18 protein-coding genes are annotated in these 21,449 nt (G+C 51.0%); 10 read left to right on the top strand and 8 right to left on the bottom strand.

Features of this window, described 5'->3' with window-relative positions; genetic code table 11:
• The first annotated feature begins 34 nt into the window (after positions 1 to 34).
• The 3 genes from HA50_RS30075 to HA50_RS30065 all read left to right on the top strand — a co-directional run bounded on the left by HA50_RS30075 (position 35) and on the right by HA50_RS30065 (position 2,676).
• Positions 35 to 922, top strand: coding sequence for a MurR/RpiR family transcriptional regulator (locus HA50_RS30075; protein ID WP_084881043.1), 888 nt, complete (start codon positions 35 to 37; stop codon positions 920 to 922).
• Positions 923 to 1,114: 192 nt separating this feature from the next.
• Positions 1,115 to 1,723, top strand: coding sequence for a TetR/AcrR family transcriptional regulator (locus tag HA50_RS30070; protein WP_084881042.1), 609 nt, complete (start codon positions 1,115 to 1,117; stop codon positions 1,721 to 1,723).
• A 53-nt stretch (positions 1,724 to 1,776) separates the two neighbouring features.
• On the top strand, positions 1,777 to 2,676 hold the full coding sequence (locus HA50_RS30065) for an alpha/beta fold hydrolase (RefSeq protein ID WP_084881041.1): 900 nt from the start codon (positions 1,777 to 1,779) through the stop codon (positions 2,674 to 2,676).
• On the opposite strand, the gene HA50_RS30060 is transcribed toward HA50_RS30065, so the two are convergent.
• Both HA50_RS30060 and iolE read right to left on the bottom strand, forming a co-directional pair.
• Positions 2,673 to 3,854, bottom strand: coding sequence for a Gfo/Idh/MocA family protein (locus HA50_RS30060; RefSeq protein ID WP_084881040.1), 1,182 nt, complete (start codon positions 3,852 to 3,854; stop codon positions 2,673 to 2,675). The two genes, HA50_RS30065 and HA50_RS30060, sit on opposite strands and share 4 nt — an antisense overlap.
• 12 nt (positions 3,855 to 3,866) lie before the next feature.
• Positions 3,867 to 4,790, bottom strand: coding sequence for a myo-inosose-2 dehydratase (iolE, locus tag HA50_RS30055; protein ID WP_084881039.1), 924 nt, complete (start codon positions 4,788 to 4,790; stop codon positions 3,867 to 3,869).
• 120 nt (positions 4,791 to 4,910) lie between these two features.
• On the opposite strand from iolE, the gene HA50_RS30050 reads away from it, so the two are divergent.
• The 4 genes from HA50_RS30050 (at position 4,911) to HA50_RS30035 (ending at position 9,279) form a co-directional block, all read left to right on the top strand.
• A complete protein-coding gene (locus HA50_RS30050) occupies positions 4,911 to 5,948 on the top strand; it encodes a LacI family DNA-binding transcriptional regulator (RefSeq protein WP_244193724.1) in 1,038 nt (345 codons plus the stop codon).
• A gap of 269 nt (positions 5,949 to 6,217) precedes the next feature.
• The gene (locus HA50_RS30045) at positions 6,218 to 7,741 is read left to right on the top strand and encodes a pyridoxal-dependent decarboxylase (RefSeq protein ID WP_244193723.1); all 1,524 of its coding nucleotides are present in this window, start codon (positions 6,218 to 6,220) and stop codon (positions 7,739 to 7,741) included.
• Positions 7,731 to 8,327 carry a hypothetical protein gene (locus HA50_RS30040; RefSeq protein ID WP_084881036.1) on the top strand — a complete coding sequence of 199 codons (597 nt, stop codon included), beginning with the start codon at positions 7,731 to 7,733 and terminating at the stop codon, positions 8,325 to 8,327. Before HA50_RS30045 ends, HA50_RS30040 begins: the two co-directional genes overlap by 11 nt.
• Before the next feature lie 223 nt (positions 8,328 to 8,550).
• Positions 8,551 to 9,279 carry a helix-turn-helix transcriptional regulator gene (locus tag HA50_RS30035; RefSeq protein ID WP_084881035.1) on the top strand — a complete coding sequence of 243 codons (729 nt, stop codon included), beginning with the start codon at positions 8,551 to 8,553 and terminating at the stop codon, positions 9,277 to 9,279.
• 55 nt (positions 9,280 to 9,334) lie between these two features.
• On the opposite strand, the gene HA50_RS30030 is transcribed toward HA50_RS30035, so the two are convergent.
• Together HA50_RS30030 and HA50_RS30025 are read right to left on the bottom strand one after the other, a co-directional pair.
• The gene (locus HA50_RS30030) at positions 9,335 to 11,527 is read right to left on the bottom strand and encodes a TonB-dependent siderophore receptor (protein ID WP_084881034.1); all 2,193 of its coding nucleotides are present in this window, start codon (positions 11,525 to 11,527) and stop codon (positions 9,335 to 9,337) included.
• 381 nt (positions 11,528 to 11,908) lie between these two features.
• Positions 11,909 to 12,586: a type 1 glutamine amidotransferase domain-containing protein gene (locus tag HA50_RS30025; protein WP_139811100.1), complete on the bottom strand. Its 678-nt coding sequence runs from the start codon at positions 12,584 to 12,586 to the stop codon at positions 11,909 to 11,911.
• Positions 12,587 to 12,759: 173 nt separating this feature from the next.
• On the opposite strand from HA50_RS30025, the gene HA50_RS30015 reads away from it, so the two are divergent.
• On the top strand, positions 12,760 to 13,662 hold the full coding sequence (locus HA50_RS30015) for a LysR family transcriptional regulator (protein WP_084881031.1): 903 nt from the start codon (positions 12,760 to 12,762) through the stop codon (positions 13,660 to 13,662).
• A 35-nt stretch (positions 13,663 to 13,697) separates the two neighbouring features.
• On the opposite strand, the gene HA50_RS30010 is transcribed toward HA50_RS30015, so the two are convergent.
• The 3 genes from HA50_RS30010 to HA50_RS30000 form a co-directional block, all read right to left on the bottom strand.
• Positions 13,698 to 14,099 carry an H-NS family histone-like protein gene (locus HA50_RS30010; RefSeq protein WP_084881030.1) on the bottom strand — a complete coding sequence of 134 codons (402 nt, stop codon included), beginning with the start codon at positions 14,097 to 14,099 and terminating at the stop codon, positions 13,698 to 13,700.
• 162 nt (positions 14,100 to 14,261) lie between these two features.
• Positions 14,262 to 15,557, bottom strand: coding sequence for a CitMHS family transporter (locus HA50_RS30005; protein WP_084881029.1), 1,296 nt, complete (start codon positions 15,555 to 15,557; stop codon positions 14,262 to 14,264).
• Between the two features lie 286 nt (positions 15,558 to 15,843).
• Positions 15,844 to 16,974, bottom strand: a complete 1,131-nt coding sequence (locus HA50_RS30000) for an L-dopachrome tautomerase-related protein (protein WP_084881028.1) — start codon at positions 16,972 to 16,974, stop codon at positions 15,844 to 15,846.
• Between the two features lie 128 nt (positions 16,975 to 17,102).
• Here HA50_RS30000 and HA50_RS29995 point away from each other — a divergent pair, with 128 nt between their 5' ends.
• Both HA50_RS29995 and fhuE read left to right on the top strand, forming a co-directional pair.
• Positions 17,103 to 17,990, top strand: coding sequence for a LysR family transcriptional regulator (locus tag HA50_RS29995; RefSeq protein WP_084881027.1), 888 nt, complete (start codon positions 17,103 to 17,105; stop codon positions 17,988 to 17,990).
• A 407-nt stretch (positions 17,991 to 18,397) separates the two neighbouring features.
• Positions 18,398 to 20,569 (top strand): ferric-rhodotorulic acid/ferric-coprogen receptor FhuE, encoded by a 2,172-nt coding sequence (gene fhuE, locus HA50_RS29990; RefSeq protein ID WP_084881026.1) that lies wholly within the window; start codon positions 18,398 to 18,400, stop codon positions 20,567 to 20,569.
• A gap of 42 nt (positions 20,570 to 20,611) precedes the next feature.
• Here the strand turns inward: fhuE and HA50_RS29985 are convergent, their stop codons facing one another.
• The gene (locus HA50_RS29985) at positions 20,612 to 21,448 is read right to left on the bottom strand and encodes a hypothetical protein (RefSeq protein WP_084881025.1); all 837 of its coding nucleotides are present in this window, start codon (positions 21,446 to 21,448) and stop codon (positions 20,612 to 20,614) included.
• Position 21,449: the final 1 nt, after the last annotated feature.

Raw genomic sequence — 21,449 nt, 5'->3', positions numbered from 1 at the left:
AATCTTAGGTAAAACAATCAGTTCGGATATAAAAATGGCATCAGGCAATAAAATAAAAAACCGGGTCGATGTGTTAGGTGAGCGTTATCGTGCACGCGCTGCGGGACTTTCCCCTCAGCTGCAAGCGGTGGTGCGTTATATCCACGAAAATCGTGAGGCGGTGGTAGAAGCGACAGCCATGGAAATTGCTGCCGCGACGCAGAGTTCGGATGCCACCGTGGTGCGTGCCGTTCAGGCATTAGGGTTTGCCGGATTACGTGATTTAAAAAAAACGCTGGTCGCCTGGTTTGGACCGGCGATGAATTCCGAAGAAAAAATGATTACCACGGTCGGCGAACTGTCCTGTGATATTAATTCCGGCATTGATTTTGTCTTAGGCGGACATAAACGTGCCTGCGATGCGTTATCTGAGCCGCATAATCGCCAGGCGATTTCTGCGGCAGTGGCGTTATTAATTGAAGCACGTCAGGTGGGGCTATTTGGTATTAATGCGTCAGGTGTGCTGGCGGATTACAGCCGCCGCTTATTTGTGCGTATCGGTATTCCGGCGGTAGCACTTAACCGTTCCGGGGTGGCGTTGGCAGAGCAGCTGATTGCGCTACAGCGCGGTGATGTGTTGATCATGATGGCGCAAAAATCGGCCCATCGTGAGGGGATCACCACGGTTAAAGAGGCAAAACGCCTCGGTATCCCGATTATTCTGCTGACCAACGCCACAGATTCGTTTTTTGCGAAGGAGGCTGATGTGGTGATTAATGTGCCACGCGGTGGGGAAGATGGCCGTATGCCGCTGCATGGCACGGTGCTGGTGTGTCTTGAAATGCTGATTTTGTCGGTAGCATCGGCCACTGCGTCGCGAACCGTCAAAACCATGAAGCGTATTCAGGATCTGAATCGCAGCATGAAGCCCGGCAAAAAATAACGTTGGGCACATTTTGTTGCGGCGCGATTTATCGCGCGCCTTTGAGTCCCTGCATCCAAATAACCGCGCGATAAATCGCGCCGCTACGGATCCGTGCAAGGACGGCCCGAATCATATTTAACTGACAAGCTTCCTATTATCAGGCAACTGTGGCACCATTTAGGAATTGAACGTTTCCTAAATGGTGAAGTGATGTCACAGCAACCACGGATCATGCGCGAGCGCGGTCGGCCACGTCAGTTCGACCTGGATGTTGCCCTGGATCGTGCCATGCTGGTGTTCCGCGAAAAGGGGTATCACAGCGCGTCGATCAGCGATCTGAGTGAGGCGATGCAGCTGACTGCCGGAAGTATCTACAAAGCCTTTAGTGACAAACGCGGTCTGTTTCTGCAAGTGTTCGCACGCTACACCTCGCTGCGTAATCATGATTTGCGTCAGCGACTGGCACAGCAACCCGATGGCCGGTCGCGTATCGCTGAACTGCTGCGCTTTTACCTCGAATCCGCCAGTGACATAGAAGGGCGACGGGGTTGTCTGGTGGTGGGTAGCGCCGTTGAATTGCAACTGCTGGATAACGAGTTGGCTGAAGGCGTGCGCGCTGCGCTGCTGCGTAATCAGCAATCGATTCTGCAATTGATCACCCAGGGCCAGCAGGAGGGTTCGATTAATCCGCAACATGATGCCCAGGCGCTGGGAGGCGTGTTGTTGTGTCTGGTGCTGGGTATGCGCGTTGCTGGGAAAATGCAGGATTTACCGGCACGCGATCAGTTGATTGCCACCGCGTTGACGCTGCTTGATTAAAAATTTTTTGTCTAATAAGGAAATAATCATTTCCTAAATAATGAGAGGTTTGAATGTCTGAACGTGCACAACCCTGGTCACAACCCGTCGCGCATTTGCCCGGCTTCGCTCATTTTTATGCCACGGTGGACGGTGTTCGCCTGCACTACGTCAGCGGAGGCAACCCACAGGGCGAAGTGTTGCTGCTGCTGGCGGGCTTTCCGCAAAGCTGGTACGCCTGGCATCAGGTAATGGCTCAGTTGGGGGATCGTTATTTTATCATCGCTCCTGATTTGCCAGGGCAGGGTGACTCCGACAAACCGCAAGCCGGTTACGATACCCAGTCGCTGGCGGAAAAAGTGCAGGGCTTAATGCAAAAGCTGGCGATTGAGCGCTACTACCTTGCCGCCCATGATGTCGGGGCCTGGGTGGCGTGGCCCTATGCCATGCGTTACAGCCAGCAGGTGATCAAACTGGCACTGCTCGATGCGGGCATTCCCGGCGTTACGCTGCCGGATGCCTTGCCCGCGACGCCGGATAAAGCATGGAAAACCTGGCATTTCGCCTTCCATTTGTTGCCGGACCTGCCGGAAGCGCTGATCAGCGGTCGTGAAGAGATTTATCTGGAGTGGTTTTTGCGACGTAAAACCGCCAGTCCGATGGTGTTTAGCGATGCGGATATGGCGGAATACGTGCGTCTGCTGCAACAAAACGGCGCGTTGCGTGCCGGGCTGGCACCGTATCGTGAAGTGATGCTCTCAGCGGCACAGAATCGGGCCTTACGCGAGCAGGGCAAGTTAACATTGCCGCTGCTGGCAATCAGTGCCGATCAGGGTTCCATCCCCGATATGGCTGCGCCGTTGCGGCAGTTTGCGGATAACGTGACTGGCATAACCATTGCCCATAGCGGCCACTTCATCCCTGATGAGCAGCCGCAGGCGCTGGCTGACGCGCTGGCGACGTTTTTCCGTTAAGCCCGCAGACTTGCCACTTCAACATGCGTACCGCTGGCAGAGGAGCGCACCATCGCTTCGATAATCTGCTGATTTTCCAGGCCGAAGCGGAAGTCCGGGAAACAGCCGCTTGCTCCGCTCAGGCCTTTAATCAGGTCATAGATTTCAATCACTTTAACGTCAAAATAGCCAAGGCCACCGCCCGCAAAGTCGAAGCCAAAGAAGCCGCCAAACTGCTCCACCTGAGAACCGGCGTAAAGAGTTTTGAAGCCGCGATCGTGTTTTTCATCGCGATAGCGGGCAATTTTCAGTTCGTTAAAACGCTCACCGTCCATGATGATGGTACCTTCGGTGCCCGACACTTCCCAGGCGATACCAAACACTTTTCCCGCCGAAATCCTTGAAGCTTCAATCACGCCCCCGGCATGGTTGGCAAAGGTAATCAGCGATTGAAACTGATCATCGTTTTCAACCTTCAGCCGTGATGCGTCCTTGCTGGCTTGCGCACCATAGCCAGAACCGGCACCGGCGGCCGGTCGCGAGTCAATAAACAGCTGCTCCTGGCCGATAACGCTGATGATCGGTCCCATCAGATATTGCGCCACACTCACCACATGCGAACCGAGATCACCGAGGGAACCAGAACCGGCCTGCTCGCGCGAACAGCGCCAGCTCCACGGCAGCTCCGGGTCGTTGAAGAAACCCTGATCAAACCAGCCACGAAAACGGGTAGGTGTACCGATATCCCCCCGTTCGATCATCTGTTTCGCCAGCTGGGCCGCCGGGGTTTTGATGTTATTAAACGCCACCATGGTTTTCACTCCGGCCAGTTCCGCTTCCTGCGTCAGGGTCTGCGCTTCCTGTAACGAAACCGTGAGTGGTTTTTCGCAGTAAACATGTTTGCCCGCGCGAATCGCCGCCAGCGCCATGTCGTAATGCATATTATTAGGGGTGGTGATGTCGACAATATCGATTGCCGGGTTAGCGATCATGGCCCGCCAATCTGCCGTGCTGTGCTGAAAACCAAAACGCTGTGCGGCTTCTTCCGCCAGCGCCGGGGTGGCATCAGCCAGCGTATGCAGCACCGGTTGCAGCGGCAAATTGCGATATAACAAGCCTGCACGACGCCAGGCGTCGGCATGGGCCTGGCCCATAAAACCCGAACCAATCAGGCCAACGTTGAGTTTTTTTCCGGTCATGTGCTCTTTCCTTTATTGGACTGCAGGTAAAATATGTTCGGCAACATAGCGTTGCGCGCGCGTGACGGTAGCGAGCGGCGGGGCTTTTGCCGGGTCCTGTTCTGCTTCCACCACCATCCAGCCCCGGTAGCCGCTACGGGCGATAAACTTTGCCAGCGGGCGAAAATCAATGCCGCCGTCCCCCGGCACGGTAAACATGCCCGCCAGCACGGCCTGGTTAAATGTCATTCCGCTCTGACGCACCTGCTGGAGTCGATCCAGTCGCACGTCTTTCAGGTGGATATGGCAAATGCGGTCGGCAAATTCATCGATCAACTGGGTATAAGCAAAACCGGCAGCGGTGGCATGTCCGGTGTCGAGTAACAGGCCCACCGACGGAGCACAGGCGGCCAGCAAAGCGCGAATTTCTGGCAGGGTTTCGGCCACCATCATCAGGTGATGGTGATAAGCAAGGCGCAGGCCATATTGCTGATACAACGCCTCGGCAAAGGCAGACAGGCGCTCTGCATAGCCCAGGACCTGATCTTCCGGTAGCAGGCGACGCTGGGCCAGCGGGACATCGAGCGCATTGGCGGTCATCCAGCCACATTCGCCATACACCATCACCTCGGCACCATTTTCCTGTAATAACGCAGCATGGGGATGTACCGCCTCCAGCTCCTGCTGCACGCTGCGTTCGGTGAGAAAACCATCGTGCCAGCCGGAGACCAGATGTAACTTGTGCTGCGCCAGCAGAGCACGCAACGCACCGGGTTCACGCGGGAAGATGCGACTCAACTCCACTCCCTGATAGCCAGCCAGAGCGGCTTCTTCCAGGCATTGCTGTGCGCTGGTGCCAGCTCCCAGCTGTTGCAGCACCTCATTCACCCATGAGAGCGGACTGACGCCGAGTTTAGGTGCCGGTTGTCCGGTCTGATAAAACGCATCCTTAATCATTCTCTTCTCCACCCTTGATTGCGATGAGGACGAAAATAGCGGATGCAATTTTCTGCTGCTATGTCTAATTTGAAGGGAAACCTTCAATATTTGACGTCTAACCTTCAGATGGAAATTACTGTGATCAATAGCAAAAAAACGACGCTGGAACAGATAGCTAGCGCCGCTGGTGTCAGTCTCAGTACCGTAGATCGGGTGATGAATCGGCGCGGTGGTGTCTCTCCGGCTAAAGAAGCACGGGTGCTGGAATGGGCCAGCAAACTGAATGTTGATCGCGTGCTGTTTCGTGGTTATCTGCGTGCGTTACGCGTGGCGATTCTGCTGCAATCACCCAAAAATCCTTTCTACAAAGGATTACGCAATGCGTTTGCCGATCTCGGTGCGGAGATGGCTGAGATGCGTATCAATGGCGTGATGCATTACCACAATCCTGGCAATATTCGCGCCACCATAAAACAGGTGGAAACCATCGCCGCCAGTCATGACGCCTTGATTGTGGTGTGTCCGAATGATCCCGAACTGGCGGATGCGCTTAAGCGCGTTTCCGGACAATTACCGATTTTAACGCTGGCGACCGATATCCCGTCCAGTGGCCGTCTGGCCTATGTCGGACCCGATAACCGGCAAATGGGGCGGGCGGCAGGGGAGTTGATGGGGCGTTTTCTCGGTGAACGCGGCGGTGAGGTGGTGGTAGTGCTGGGGATGCATAACATGATTGGTCATGAGGAACGTGAACGCGGTTTCCGTGCGGTGTTACGTGAGCGTTTCCCGACATGCATTTGGGCGGCAACGCTGGAAAGTGCAGAAAATCAACAGCGAGCAGGAGACGTGGTACGTCAGGCGTTGCTGGAGAATTCGCGTATTTGTGGTATCTACAATACGTCGTCGGGTAACAGCAACATTGTTGCGACGCTGCAATCGCTGGGGCGACAGGCGCAACTGATTACGCATGAGCTCACTCCGGAAAGACGTCTGTTACTGCTGGAAGGCTCACTGGCGGCGATTATCGATCAAAATCCGCGCGAGGAAGCACGTCGCGCACTGGCGTTACTGGCGCGTCATTTCAACCGCAGCGATGAGTTTTCTCTGCACGACAACATCACACCGTTTAACCTGTTCATCCGGGAGAATTGCCCGGCTGAAGCCAGCCAGAGTTAGAGCTGAGGCGGCTGGAGAGCTGGTGTCGCGTGCTGGTGCTGGCCGACTAAAGGTACAAATATTTTTTGTTACCCCTATTTATGAGACACCAAATTCATATCATTAGCTTGCTGTCTGACACCATGCGGTCAATTTGTTAGCCAGTGCACAGCATAAGCTTTATAAATATGGCAAATTGAGCTACTCACTTTTTTCATAGCAGCCATAACATGCTGATGTTTATGGTTGTAGCTTCAATACGTTCCACACCCCTTAATGGAGATGTTTTTATGGATAATTCTTTGGGCGTAAATAGAAATTTTGCAGTCGAGAAAACAACGTTCGGCAGGGTAATTCCACATTCTTTCATCAAACATGTAATACGTCCTCATACATTTCCGATGACGAATTTTTGTCTGCCAGATAAGGTGAGAAAGCGGCTTGATAAAATACATACTAATCTTGTCAGTCGCCAGGAATTATCTTTAGGATATCCACTTAATCAAAAGTTCGACTATTCAGCAATCGCACCATTTATTAATATCCACCTGAATAATATTGGTGATCCGTTTGAAAACAGCTCAATGCTGCTGCATACGCGTGAACTGGAGCAGGAGGTGCTCGAATATTTTCGCCAGCTCTGGCATGCTGAATTACGCGAACCGTTAACTCAGGAGTCATTCTGGGGTTATGTGCTGGCAATGGGCTCGACGGAAGGGAATATGTATGCGCTGTGGAGCGCACGCGAGTATTTCCGGGCGAAACAGCTTGCAGGTAAAACAAGACGAAAAGCGTTATCTGTTCCTGTACTCTATTATTCTCAGGAATCGCATTATTCATTAGAAAAATGTGCCAGCATTTTGGGTATTACCACGTTTCAGGAAATGGGTGATAAAGACTACCCCGGCCAGTGCCCGATCACCGCCGATGGCAGTTGGCCACATGGGGTGCCCGTGGATCAACATGGCGCGGTTAATCCTGAATCGTTAACAGCTTTGGTCGATTTCTTTGCGGCTCATGGGCATCCACCGATCATGGTACTGAATGTGGGCACCACATTTCAGGGCGGATTTGATGATGCGCAGATTGTCTGGCAACAGTTATCGCCCATCCTTGAACAACATAATTTCAATGTCCAGACTACAGGTGACAGCAGACCCGATTTTTGGATCCATATTGACGGAGCGCTTGGCGCAGCGTATTTGCCCTATCTCGAAATGGCCCATCAGAAAAAAATAAGCGAAGTTAAGGGGCCTCAGTTTGATTTTCGTCTTCCCTTTGTGAGTTCAATAGTGATGAGTTCCCATAAGTGGTACGGCGCTCCCTTTGCATCCGGCGTATATATGACGAAAGAAAAGTACCGGATGCAGCCCGCCACACTGCCTGAATATATTCACTCTCCCGATACTACGCTGGGAGGGACGCGTAATGGTATGTCCGCATTATTTCTCTGGTATATGGTGAATACGGTATCTCAGCCAATGCAGAGTGAGATTGCTGCGCAATGCGAGCAATTAGCCGCTTATGCTTATGAACGGTTAACCACCATTAACGCTATTCACCCATTATTCCGCGTGGAACGAGGTCCTCAGTCGCTGGTGGTGGTTTTTACTCGCCCCGAAAAAGAGATATTCAAAAAATTCCACCTTAGTGGCAGAGGCGGTCTGGCGCATATTGTGGTGATGCCGCACGTTACCCGTTTAGCGATTGATAGCCTGGTTGAAGCGTTACAGCAAAATGATGCCTTTGCTGAGCAGGTTAATTTATCAACGATGCCAGTAGTAAATATTCAGGAGCATAATCATGGGATGTAGACATGCTAAGTTCTCTGAACTGGATATTGCCTGTGATCTTCTGACATCAGAGTTTTATAATGACCCAGTGCTAAAATATGCATTTACTGGCAGCGATAAAGAAAAGCGCATAACGGCGATGTATGGTTTTTTCAGGGTTTATGTTGAGCTCGCTCACAAGCTTGGAGGCGTCCTGCTCACAGAAAACAACGCCGGTACCCTGGTTTATTTCGGACCTAAATTACTTGAGATGACGGAAGAGGATAATCAGCTTATTGATAATCAGCTACGTCAGGCATGTGGAGCAGATTATGTGACCACGTTGGCGTTTATGAACGGCCTCGACCATTTTCATCCACGAGAGCCAGAACATTATTATATCTTCCTGCTTGCAGTCTTGCGTTCTGATAGAGGAGGTGATCTGGTAGCAAAGTTGTTCCGGGAGATGAATGGTATTCTTGATGAGGAAAAAATGCCGTGCTACGCAGAATGTACAACTTTCAGTACGAGGACGCTAATCAGGCGATTTGGCTATCGGGATGCAGGAAATCCCTTAGTCATTGAAGGCTTTCCTGAGCTTTTCCCGGTCTGGCGCGAGCCGCAATGAGTTAAACTTGCTCCAGAAGGACTTTATCTTAAGTAATCATTTATTTTCAGATAGTTGTGTCCATCGAAAGTAACGGGTATGAGGCCAGCCCAGCAAGCTGGTTCTCATATAAATATAGATATTCCTGCTCCAAAATGACGACAACTTTCTGCTATACTATCGTCGATGATGCTGTATCTAAAGTTAATATAATGCAGGTTAGTGAACTTAGAGGAATAAGTTAATGAGCAGAAATTTTTTTTCAGATTCCCAAAAAAATGAAATCATGAAAAATAATCTGGAAAAATACTTATCGAAATACGGGGAACTGAATTACGCTTACGCGGTAATGAATAAGCGTAATATCGATGATATGATTATCGTCACCAGCTTTCCAGACTATTTCTCTGATATCTATCTGGAGGCTAAATATCAAAGCATCGATCCAGTGATGATTAATGCGCTGAATCGTATATCACCTCTAATCTGGGATGATAGTCTGACCATTAACTCTCAGTGGAAAATTAGCAAAATTTTTGAATCCATTAAACCTTATGATGTAGTCAGTGGCCAGAGTTTCATTCTGCATGACCAGAATAATAATGTTGTAGTGTTATCTCTGTATGTAAATAAGTTTTTGATGCCTGAGCTTGACGAAACGATAAGAAGAAACAGGAATGAAATTCAGGGGGTTTTAATTGATACCCATGAATTACTACTCCATCTCTATCGTGATGAAAACAAACCGCAGCAGAATACAGAGAGTACCTTATCCTCTCGTGAGAACTCGATCCTTTACTGGAGCAGTACCGGTAAAACCTACCCTGAGATTGCCCGTATTCTTAATATCACCGTAAGTACGGTAAAATTTCATATGGGAAATATTGTCAGGAAGCTGGGTGTTAAGAATGCAAAGCATGCTATCAGTCTGGCAATCGAGCTTAACATCATCTCCCACCCCTCAGATAAATAAATCTGAGTGGGGAAAATATCCTGCCAGCGCAGTGCTGGCAGGATAGTGGATAACATCAGAACGACAGGGTTAATCCGGCATAATATGCGCGACCTGGTTCGTTATAGGTAGATGCACCATCATTTTCACGATAAATACGTTTATCAAACAGGTTATTGATCCCTGCATTGGCGCGCAGGTTTTTAGTAATGTCATAATTCATGTTTAAACCGAAGATGGAGTAGGGACTAATTTCGCGGTTAGAGATCGCATTAACCTCGTTGCGGATTTCGGCATACTGACGCGGTTTCTGCCTGCCATATTGGGTCCAGTTAATATTCGCCTCCAGCTTCTCGGTAACCTGCCAGTCAAGTTGTGAGTTAATGGTGAACTCCGGGATGACGGAGAGCGGATTGCCAGTTTTCTTACTTTCTGAACGGAACATATAGGTCGCGTTGGTGCGCCATTCCAGCGTATCGCGCACCAGCGGAATCGTCAGATTTCCTTCCAGGCCTTCAACAATCGCTTTACCACCATTTTCCCAACGTAACACGTTATAGCCGTTAGAGGCATAACCCACCAGGTCATCACCCGCGACAATCTTATTTTTGTAATCATTACGGAACCAGGTAATCCCGGCGATATAGCCATCGTGATTAAATTCGATACCGATTTCTTTATTGACGCTGATTTCCGGATCGAGGTTTTCATTACCTAATAAATAACAACTACCGCTGGTGAGACCGACCGGGCAACCATTACCACGCGTGGAAAGCAGATACCCCTCGGTGGACTGATAAAGATTCGGTGCTTTAAATGCGCGCGCAATACCTGCCTTTAAGGTGAAGTCATCGCCCAGACCTTGCGAAATATTAAGACTCGGACTCCAGTTGGCACCGAACTTATCGTGATAATCAAAGCGCAGGCCTGGGATAACTTCGGTACTGTCGGTGGCGGCAATGTTATCTTCAAAAAACAGCGAACTGATGGTGGCGCTATTTTTACTGCTACGTTCTGATGGGTTGCCAGATACGCCATCAATAATCACACCGGATTGATCGGTTGCGCTCATAGAGGCAGGATCGTTTAATTCATCGCGATTCCATTCCGCACCTAATGTGACCGTTTGATCAACCAGCAACTGCACCGGGAAATTGATTTCGCCCCCAGCACGATAACTTTCGAGACGGCTGGTGGCATAATCATCGCTATTGATCATCCCTTCAACACGCCCCGTTGAACCTTCTTGCAGGCGGGTGTTGTTGGTTTTCTCATAATTGAAATTGAATTTTGATGTACCCCAATCCCAGATGCCATTCCAGGCCAGACCATAGCTCTGGCGGTACATACGATTGGTTTCATCACCGTACAAAGATTCCACTAAGCCATCCGGGCTGATATTACCGTTACTATATTGGGTGTCCCCAGCATAGATATTGCCCTGACGGCTGTAACCGTAGCTGAAATCGACAATTTGCAGTGGGGTAATCTTCCAGGAGAACACCGTATTGATATCTTTATTACGTACGCCTTCACGGCCTGCTGCATAAGACCCGTTTTCATCGGTATTGATGTTATAAGCGTCGGCGTCGGTTTTATTGATGTTGCCGTACAGACGCATGGTCAGTACATCACCGGCCAGCGGGCCACTCAGGTTAAAGTTGGCGCGTTTAGTGGCACCTTCTTTATCATCTTCTGGCTGATTGGTGAACAGAGACAGGGAACCATGCCAGTCATTCGTTGGGCGTTTAGTGATGATGTTCACCACGCCACCTGCTGCACCCGAACCATAGCGGGCAGCTGCCGGTCCACGAATAACCTCGATACGCTCTACCATTTCGGCCGGCACCCAATTGGTATCGCCACGGGTATCACGCTCACCGCGCCAGCTATAGCGAACAGCGTTACGGGAGGTGACAGGGACACCATCAATCATGATTAAGGTATTTTCTGGTCCCATGCCGCGAATGTCGATTTGACGATTATTACCACGGCTGCCACTGGCGCTGTTGCCGGTGAGATTGACACCTGGCATTTTGCGAATGATGTCTGATAAATCGTTAACAGGGGGGCTTTTTTGAATGTCTTCCGCAGTAATGGTTGAAACGCCAGGCTGTTGTTTCAGTTCTTCTTCCGCTGTGACAATCATCGATTCATCGTCAGCCAGTTTTTCGGTGGGTTCCTCATTGGCGGCATACGCTGACGTACTCAACAGTCCGGCCAAAAGCAACGCGATGGGGTGCTTCTGGTTACATCTGGTTGCATTCACTTAATCATTCTCCCTGTTTTGTTAACGTTTGTAAGCAAATGCGCATGATAATGAGAATGATTATCATTGTATATCGTGATTGTAGAATCTCCTTTATTTCTCCTCTTTTGGTTGGTAAATGAGCAAGTCTGGCGGTGTGTTGATGCTTAAAGGGATGAGAGCTGGGAAAAGTGTGTTATATAATTACAACATACTAATTGTGACGGCGTCACAATAGCAAGTCCCGTGCTCGCGATATCATCCTGGCTACAGGTTAGGCAGGTGGTGAGAAAGGCTATTATTGAGCGGGTCGGCATGATGCCGACCCAATGACTGCGGGGCGCGAATTGGCTGGCGCACGGGGATTGACGTTACAGACCTCAGATGCGGAGAAGAAGAACATTATCCCTGCAAAATTTTGACTATCGCTTTACCCACGCTGGCGGCAGATTGCGGATTCTGCCCGGTAATTAAACGTCCATCCACGGACACCTGATCCTGCCATGCAGCAGCACCAGCAATAATCGCGCCCTGCTGCTGCAATTTGCTGCTCAGCAAAAACGGTACGACTTTTTCCAGCTGCACAATATGTTCTTCTTCATCGGTAAAGGCGCTGACTTGTTTGCCCGCAACCAGCAGGCTGCCGTCATCAAGGGTGACATTGACCAATGCGGAAGGGCCATGACACACCGCAGCCACCACACCATGGTGCTGCCATATCTCGCGCGTCACGCGTTGTACCGCTTCGCTCTGCGGGAAATCCCACATCGTGCCATGTCCACCCACATACAGCACAGCAGCATACTGTGCAGCGTCAACTTGCTCCAGTGCTGCGGTATGCGCCAGCTTGTGCTGAAAAGTCTCGTCATGCCAGTAATGTGCATTGACTGCGTCATCCAGCTCGACGCCGTAGACCGGAGGTGTGCCGCCTTTAATTGAAGCAAAATCCACGCTGAACCCGGCGTTTTCCAGCTGTTCAAGAGGATGGGTTAATTCGGGAAGATAGAAGCCTGTTACACCAGCGGTAGAACCCAGTTTGTCGTGGCTGGTGAGCACGAAGAGTATTTTTTTAGCAGACATCATTGTTCCTTAGCGACAGAAGTATTCGGGTCGCCAGTATGGCGTATTGCCGATCATCAGCATTATCGTCATTTATGATTGCAGCTATCAGCGTGTGCGATAACAGAGAAGCTTGCCCAATGGCGGGGCTCGTGCTGAAATAACTTTCACCATTATTTTTAGTGATAACCATCATGCCAATTGATATCAGAACGATGGATCTCAACCTGCTGAAAGCACTGGATGCTCTGCTTGATGAGCGCAACGTGACGCGTGCGGCTAACAGGCTGGCACTGACGCAACCTGCGGTCAGTGGCATGCTGACAAGGCTACGCGAGTGTTTCGATGATCCGCTATTTACCCGGACGCAACGCGGTATCGTGCCTACATTGCGGGCGCTGGAGCTGGCTGCGCCGGTTAAACAGATCCTTGCTGAAGTTAACGGGCTGCTACAACCTAAAGCCTTTGATCCGGCCAGCGCAGAAATGACGTTTACCATCGCCGCGACCGACTACGCCCTGCGGGCGGTGGTGGTGCCGTATATGGAAGCATTACGTAAACTCGCGCCGGGTATCCGTGTTGCCGTCGTGCCCGTCAATAATGATCAACTGACTTTTCAATTCGAGCGTGGTGATATCGACATTGCGTTGATTACACCGGACACCACGCCGCCAGATTTACATGCTCGCGCGTTATATGATGAAGAGTATGTCTGCCTGTTGCGCCGCGACCATCCGGCAGCGCAGGGCAGTGGCATCACCCTGGAAGATTTCTGCATCCTTGATCATGCGTTGGTTTCCTATCACGGTGGGCAGTTTCACGGTGTGACTGATGATGCATTGGCAGCGCTGGGTAAATCCCGGCGCGTCGCGTTATCAGTGAGCAGCTTCCTGGTGTTACCGGAGATTTTACGGGTCAGTGATTTGATTGCTGTGGTGCCGCGCAGGTTAGCGGTGAATACCGAAGATTTACGGATACTGCCGCCACCGTTAAGTATTCCAGGCTTCACCAAAAACGTGGCCTGGCATGAAAGGACGCATCGTGATGCCGGATACCGTTGGTTACGGGGTTTGATGTTTGATACGGTAGCGACGTGACAAAAAGATTCAGGCCCATAAAAGGGCCTGAAGACTTAAATCAGGAAATCATCCAGCGAACCGCCAGCGTCAATGACGCTTTTGATTGGCGATGGTGTACGACCCTGACCCGTCCAGAATTTCTCATCACCATTTTCATCAGTGAATTTATATTTGGCCGGACGCGGTGCGCGTTTCGCTTTAGGTTTGCTTTCGCCCTGGGTTAATTGCGCCAGTTCAGAAATATCGATACCGTCGTTAAGCAGCATCTCTTTATACAGTGCCAGTTTCTCTTCTTTCTCACGCAGCGCGGCATTTTCCGCAGCCACTTCATCACGACGTTCGGCGATTATCGCGCTGAGTTTTTCCAGCATTTCGTTTAAAACTTCAACCTCAACATCTCGTGCCTGTGCACGCAGTGTGCGAAGATTGTTCAATGCCTTCAGTGCATCGCTCATAAAAAACCCTTGATTATTGTCTTACACATGCAAAAAAGGGCATTCTACGGGAAAATGACACAAAAGAAAATATTGTCGTGTATGCAGAATTGTCTTGAAAATAACGAGACAGCAGGCATTGAAATTATAACCTGATATCTCGTTGGGCTACATGGGGATTATTTAAGCATCGCGATAAAAAGGGAAACATCCGGTAATCAGTGCAACCAGCAGTAATACCAGACAGGTAATAAATGACCAGCGCAGAGTGAAACGTTGCGCCTGGGCATAATCCAGTTTCAGCATACCGATCAGTAAATAAGTTGAGGCCACCAGCGGGCTGAGAATATGCACCGGCTGGCCCACTAACGCGGCGCGCGCCATTTCAATCGGTTCGATACCATAATGTCCCGCTGCCTGAACCAGCACCGGCAACATGCCGAAATAAAACACATCGTTGGAGACCATCCAGGTCACTGGAATACTGATCACCGCAGTAATCACCGCCAGATAAGGCCCCAGTGCCGGGGGAATCACATTCACAATGGCGGTTGCCAGGCTATCTGCCATACCGGTTTCGGAGAAGATCCCGGTAAACACCGCAGCGGCGAAAATTAAACCGGCCACGGCGAGGATGGCTGGCGCATGGCGTGCCATCTGCTCCTGTTGCTGGCTGAGCTGGGGGTAGTTAACGACAAACATGATCGCCGTTGCCAGCATAAACAGATACGCCATCGGCACCACATCCAGCATCAGCAGCGTCATCAGGGCGATGGTCAGAACCCAGTTAAACCAGAAGCGCCAGGCTACACAGGGTTTTTCTTCAAATTGCAGGCCGCTAATCATGGCCGATGACCCGGCAGCAAAACCAATCCGCTTGCGCTCATTGCGGCCCAGCAGCCACGCCATCACAAAGGTCCATACTACGCAGGCCAGCAGCGGTAATAACATGGGTACGAATAAGGTGGCGACATCAGCATGAACGGCGGTGGCGGCACGGGCGGTGGGACCACCCCACGGAAACATATTCCCCAACCCGGTACATTGTAATAACAGGCAGGCAACGCTCAATTTAGATAAGCCAACACGTTCATATATCGGCATAAATGCCGACAGGACAATCATATATACCGTTGCGCCATCACCATCCAGCGCCACAATAAAGCCCAGCAGGGCAGTGCCGATGAATATTTTGACCGGGTCACCATCGACGGCAGAGACAATGCGTTTAATTATTGGATCAAACATCCCGGCATCGGTAACGCTCATAAAATAAAGCATGGCGAAAATCAGCATCACGCCGGTAGGGGCGACGGTGCGCAATCCTTTAATCACCATACTGCCCATCTCCGCACCATGCCCGGAAAATAGCGCGAAAAGTGTTGGGATAATAATCAATGCCGTCAGGGCAGAGAGTTTTTTGCTCATTAATAAGCCGATAAAACAGCCAATCATAAGCACACTGAGAATTAGCAGCATGGCGAGGTATCCTGTTCAGAGGAAAATATTCGGGTATAAATAAAAAACAGCAAAATGATTATTTAATGTGCAGAAGCGCCTTCTTTGCCCTCGACAGTCATACGCTATTATCTGAAGAGTGTTCCAGACATAACAAGATGTATTGCGGGTAAAAAATGTGTGCAACTTCTTAGTTTTAATAAAATTAAATTCTCGTTGGGTGATGATTTTTCCTGGTGTTATTTCCGCTCCTCAATGATCCCGGTGATAAATAAAACCGCCCGACCGACAAAGCCGGGCGACGCTGTTACCCGTGATCGCGCGGTGACGGCGCAATCGGTAAAGGCAGACGATAGAGTTTTACCGGGTATTCCACGGTGGAAGGTTTACCGCCGGTAGTGGCAGGCGTACGGTTGATTTGTGCCGACGGCATCCACAACGCACCTTTGGAGATCCACATCGCATCGATCCACACCAGGCGCGGGTCCTGAATCACGGTCGTGACCGTACCATCAGGCGCAATACGTTTTATGCTGCGGGTATTGATGTCCGAGGCGTAAATATTCCCTTCAGCATCAATCGCCGTGCCGCCCGTGCTCCAGGTATCACGGACTTTATGAGCATGTTTCGCTACCTCGGGTGCTGAGAGTTTCTCATCGTTCAGATAACGCGTCTCAATGCGAGCCAGTGGACCGGGAATGGCCTGGTAGTACAACCATTTACCGTCCGGTGAGACTTCCAGCTGATCGAGGCCCACACGTTTTTCACGACCGTCGCGCAGGTACAGTTTCTTGCCGTCGGCATAGATTGGCTGGTGATCGATGGAGAGCGGATGGTCGTCCAGAACACGCCAGCTTTTGCCGCTTTTCATGTTCAATACCACCAGACCTACCGCACCAGGATCGGTCAGATAGGCGAAATCACCATTGAAACGCACATCGTCCAGGTAGCTGGTAGCCTTCAGCGTGGGGGCTTTAAACACATAGCTGCCCACCACTTTGCCGCTTTGCAGGTTGATGCGCACCAGCTTGGCCGCACCTGGCACCGCCTGATCGCCCGTGCCAATGCCTTTATTACCCGCATCCATTACCCACAGATCGCCATCCGGGCCGATACGTAACGCATTCACATGGTAAAAATGATGTTCAGGATCCTGGCTTTGCCACTGATTCCAGCTTTCGTCGGGATAAGCCTTAAGCTTGCCGTTAACCACTTCGGCCAGTTGCAAACCGCTGCCTTCTGATTGGGTCAGCGAAGCGAAAATGCGGCCATCATGGCTCACGGTGATGCCATTCCACACGCGAGGCGAGGTAGTAACCTGTTGCAGACGGCTGTCCTGCTGCGTCGGCAATTTTACCGGCAACGTATCCTGTGCCAGCACCTGTCCAGCGGCGGTTAATGTCAGCGCGGCTACCAGCGCCTTGAGTGAATGTTTCATCCTTCTCTCCCTTGTACTTAACATTGCAGGTTATTTGTTGCTCTGTTGTTAATGTCTGTTCATCCTGGCAGGCCGCAGTGATAAATTATATTCTCTGATTTTTATCAATTAATTCCTGGTGGGAATGAATGGAGCTAAAAGACCTGCATTATTTGCTGGCGGTGAAGGAAACCGGACACCTTGGCAAAGCGGCACAATCCCTTGGTATCACCCAGCCAGCGCTGACCAAATGTCTCCAGCGGCTGGAAAAGTTCTATGCCACACGGCTGATTTTAAAGGTCGGGCGGGGTATGCAACTGACGGAAGCGGGACTGCTACTTTGTGAACGTGCTCAAAAAGTGGTGCACATGATGCAGGTGACGCGCCAGGATTTGCAGGCGCTGGGGGCAGGTACTGCTGGGGTGATTCGGCTCGGGGTGGCCGCGACGGCGGCGGAATTTATGCTGCCTATGCTGAGCCGCGATCTGCTGCACAAAGCACCGACAGCCCGGCTTGAAGTGACGGTAGGCATGAACGATCTGCTGCAGAAACTGCTGCGGGAAAACAAGATCGATCTGATCCTCGGATTTCTGCCGGACGGCAACAGTGAGTTTGTCACCCGCCCACTCATTGATGATCCGGTGGTAATCGCTGCCAGCCGTCGTCATCCGCTGGCGAATATTCACCCCACGCCGGAGCAACTGGATCAATACAGTTGGTTGCTGCCATCATCGAACGTCGCTACGCGCCAGTGGCTGGAACAGCGCCTGCGGAGCGGTGGCTATGCGCCACCACGGGTCCAGATGGAAAGTAATACCTTGTCGCCATTGCGTCAGGTGATTGCCAGTACGCAACTCCTGAGTTTTCTCTCGCGCCGCTTGCTAAAAGGCGAGGGTGATGACGCCATGCTGGTGGAAATCCCGTTACCTTTGGTGATCATGCCCCGTACTTTTGGCTGGCAGTTCCGATCATTAAGTGAGTTGTCCCCGGCATCGCGTTTATTGGTTGAGTTAGCGGAAAAACGCTGGCACTGGTAAGCGCCCGTTATGTAGCGGTGCAATTTATTGCGCGTTTTTGGCAGCATCGCCGGAATACACCCGCGCGATAAATCGCGCCGCTACGACACATGCACACAGATTTACTATTGTGACAATTACCTCCCTCAACTCTTTCGCTTTATTACTCATTGAAGAATAAGCGAATTTCACGCAGGAAACTTTTGGCTGCAGAGTAACAATTTCTTGCAATAGAAATCTTAATGCGTATATTTCTCATTTGCTTTCTTAACGACATATTTACTGTCGCGCTGTGAGTGCCCGGACGGCACAGTCAGGCGCTTCCTCTTACCTGACATTTATTCTTCAACTCCTTTTGCGGCGGGATGCCAGCAGACGTCAGCGGGTATGTCGTCATCTAAATAAAAATAAGTTGATTGAGGAATATTATGTCTTTCGAAGTTAAGCGGGTCAGGGGATCGCAACCAGCGTTGCGCCTTTCTGTGCTGGCGTTATTGATTGCATCAGGAATTGCTCATGCGGCTGAAGCCGATAGCAAAGACCAAACACTGACGGTAAACGCCAGCACCGACGATCAGCAGCAACAGGCCGCCAGCGATTACAATGTCCCGGTCACGCGAGCTGCCACCAAAATGGCCCTGACCGCGCGTGACACGCCTCAGTCCATCAGCGTTATCAGCAAACAGCGTATGCAGGATCAACAGCTGGAAACGCTGAATGATGTTTTAAAAAATACCACCGGCATCAGCGAATTTAATTCCGGCGCTAACCGCAGCAATTTCTACTCACGCGGTTTTATGATCGATAACTATCAGATCGATGGCGTCCCGGTGCTGATTGATTCCCAGTGGAATATCGGCGACACCCTGTCTGATACGGCTATTTACGACCGGGTCGAAGTGGTGCGTGGTGCGACTGGCTTAATGACCGGAGCTGGTAGCCCGGCGGCGTCGGTGAATATGGTCCGTAAACGTGCCGACAGCAAAGAATTTAAAGCCGATGTCTCAGCCAGCTACGGCAGCTGGGATAATCAGCGTTATGTTGCCGATCTCTCCGCGCCGCTGACGGAGTCAGGCAATGTGCGTGGTCGTGTCGTGGCCGGTTATCAGGATGGCGACAGCTGGCTGGATCGTTACCATACCCAGAAGAAATTCCTGTATGGCGTGGTTGATGCCGATCTGACCGATTCCACCACGCTGTCCGTGGGATACGATTACCAGGAAACCAACATCTCGGGCGCAACCTGGGGTGGCCTGCCCACATTCTATCTTGATGGCAGTAAAACCAATTATTCCCGCAGCACTAACCTGGCACCTGACTGGGCGTACAACAATAGCGACTCAAAATCCGTCTTCGCCAGCCTGAAGCAGGAATTTAACAACGGCTGGCAGTTCACCCTGAGTGGCACCCATACCGAAGCCACCATGGACAGTAAACTGCTGTATATCGATGGTTACTTTGATAAAACTACCGGCATCGGTATTGGGCCTTATGCGGGTTATGACTTGCTTGGCGGCACCGGTTACAACACCGCGAAGCGCAAGGAAAATTCTGTTGATGCTTACGTCAGCGGACCGTATGAACTGTTTGGTCGTCAGCATGAAATGATGGCTGGCGTGACCTATATTCGCCAGAATGATCGCTACTTCAGTTCATCTACCAGCTTCACCTCAGCCGATGTCGGTGATTTTAATCAGTGGGGTAATTATCCGGAGCCAGACTGGGATCCTCAGTCGCTGTCGCAGGACAATACCATCCATCAGAAATCAGCCTATCTGGCGACGCGCATTTCGTTGGCCGATCCGCTGCATCTGATTCTCGGCGCGCGCTACACCAAATACACCGCCGATACGCTGACGCAGAATATGGAAAAGAACAACATCACGCCTTACGCGGGCCTGGTGTATGACATCAACGATACGTATTCCGCCTACGCCAGCTACACCTCAATCTTTAAACCGCAGACCTACCGCGATGTAAACGGCGCTTACCTTTCGCCGGTTACGGGTAAAAGTTATGAAACCGGGATCAAGGGTGACTGGCTGAACAGCCGACTGACCGCCTCAGTGGCTGTCTTCCGTATCGAGCAGGATCACCTGGGTGCCACGGATTACGCGTTGGTTAATGGCGGCACGGATTATGCCTACTATGAGCAGAACGGCACGGTCAGCAAAGGTATCGAATTTGAAATCAACGGGGCGGTGACGGATAACCTGCAAATGACCTTCGGTGCGACCCGTTATGTGGCGAAAGACGGTGATGGTGAAGCGCTGAATCCAACTCAGCCGCGTACATCACTGAAGTTCTTCACCAGCTATCGCTTGCCGATGCTGCAGGATCTGACGGTAGGTGGCGGTGTCAACTGGCAGACCCATACCTGGGATCATGTGGCCGGTCCGGATGGCGCCAGCACCCTGTATGCCGATCAGGGCAGCTATGCGTTGGTTGACCTGTTTACGCGTTATCGCGTGAACAAACAGCTGTCAATCCAGGCGAACCTGAATAACCTGTTCGACAAAACCTACAACATTGATGTGGGCAGAAACACGGTGTACGGTGCGCCGCGTAACGTCTCCATTTCGGCAAACTATCGTTTCTAATTATGTGAAAAAGGAGGGGATGCTGTGTCATCCCCTCTGTTTTTACTGGAGATCAACATTCAGTGCAGGCGCACCAAAACTGACCAGCACAGCGTTTGAGGCGGTGAAATAATCGCGCCAGAACCCTTCCAGCTGCTGCAACACTTTCCCTGAGCGATAGTTATTTTTCGCATCGGTATCAATCAAACCTGCGCCAGCGACGAAAACCTTTGCCCCGGCAAAATCTGTCAACAGGTTCTGACTTTTGACCTGTTCGAGTTCCTTTTTGGGCGATAGCAAACGCAACGCGTTATTGCGGTAAAAACTATCGAACGCGCTGTTTTCCAGCATGTCCGAGATCAGGAACACCGTACGTGATTGAACAGAATCCTGTTGCAGATCGAGGCTTATGCGTTTCAGGCTATCAAGGATTTCGCTTTTTGCGATGTTGTCCCCTTTCTCGGCAAAACTCTTCGCCATCAAAGAACCGACGGTTTTAGCAAAGTACCCTTTTTGTTCTGCCAGGCATTGGTCGAGTTGCTTCAGGCTTTCCATACCCAGATTGTCGCGGATTTTCTTATCCACCAGCAGTGGCTCAAGGCGACCATCAAACAATCGCTGCATAAAATTATTTTGCAGCAACGCGGAGAACTGATACAGCACCACGCGATCGCCAGGCTGGCTAAAACGCAGGATTTGCTGCCAGCTGGCGTTCTTGATCTCAAGCGGGACTTTTACCGTCTGATCGATAATCACCACCAATTCACGGCCACTGCTGGCGGGGCGGTATTGGGTTAATTTCGTGAAATCATAACAGCCGGGAATGTCATTGCGTTCGGCTGCCTGAGCCAGGGCGCTTGCCCCGGCCAGCAGCAACAGACATGCTGTGATAAGCCTCACC

It is taken from the genome of Pantoea cypripedii, from assembly GCF_002095535.1.
Taxonomy (GTDB): Bacteria; Pseudomonadota; Gammaproteobacteria; order Enterobacterales; family Enterobacteriaceae; genus Pantoea; species Pantoea cypripedii.
The sequence above is the reverse complement of the archived record's forward strand: the minus strand, read 5'-3'. Positions and strand labels throughout refer to the sequence as shown.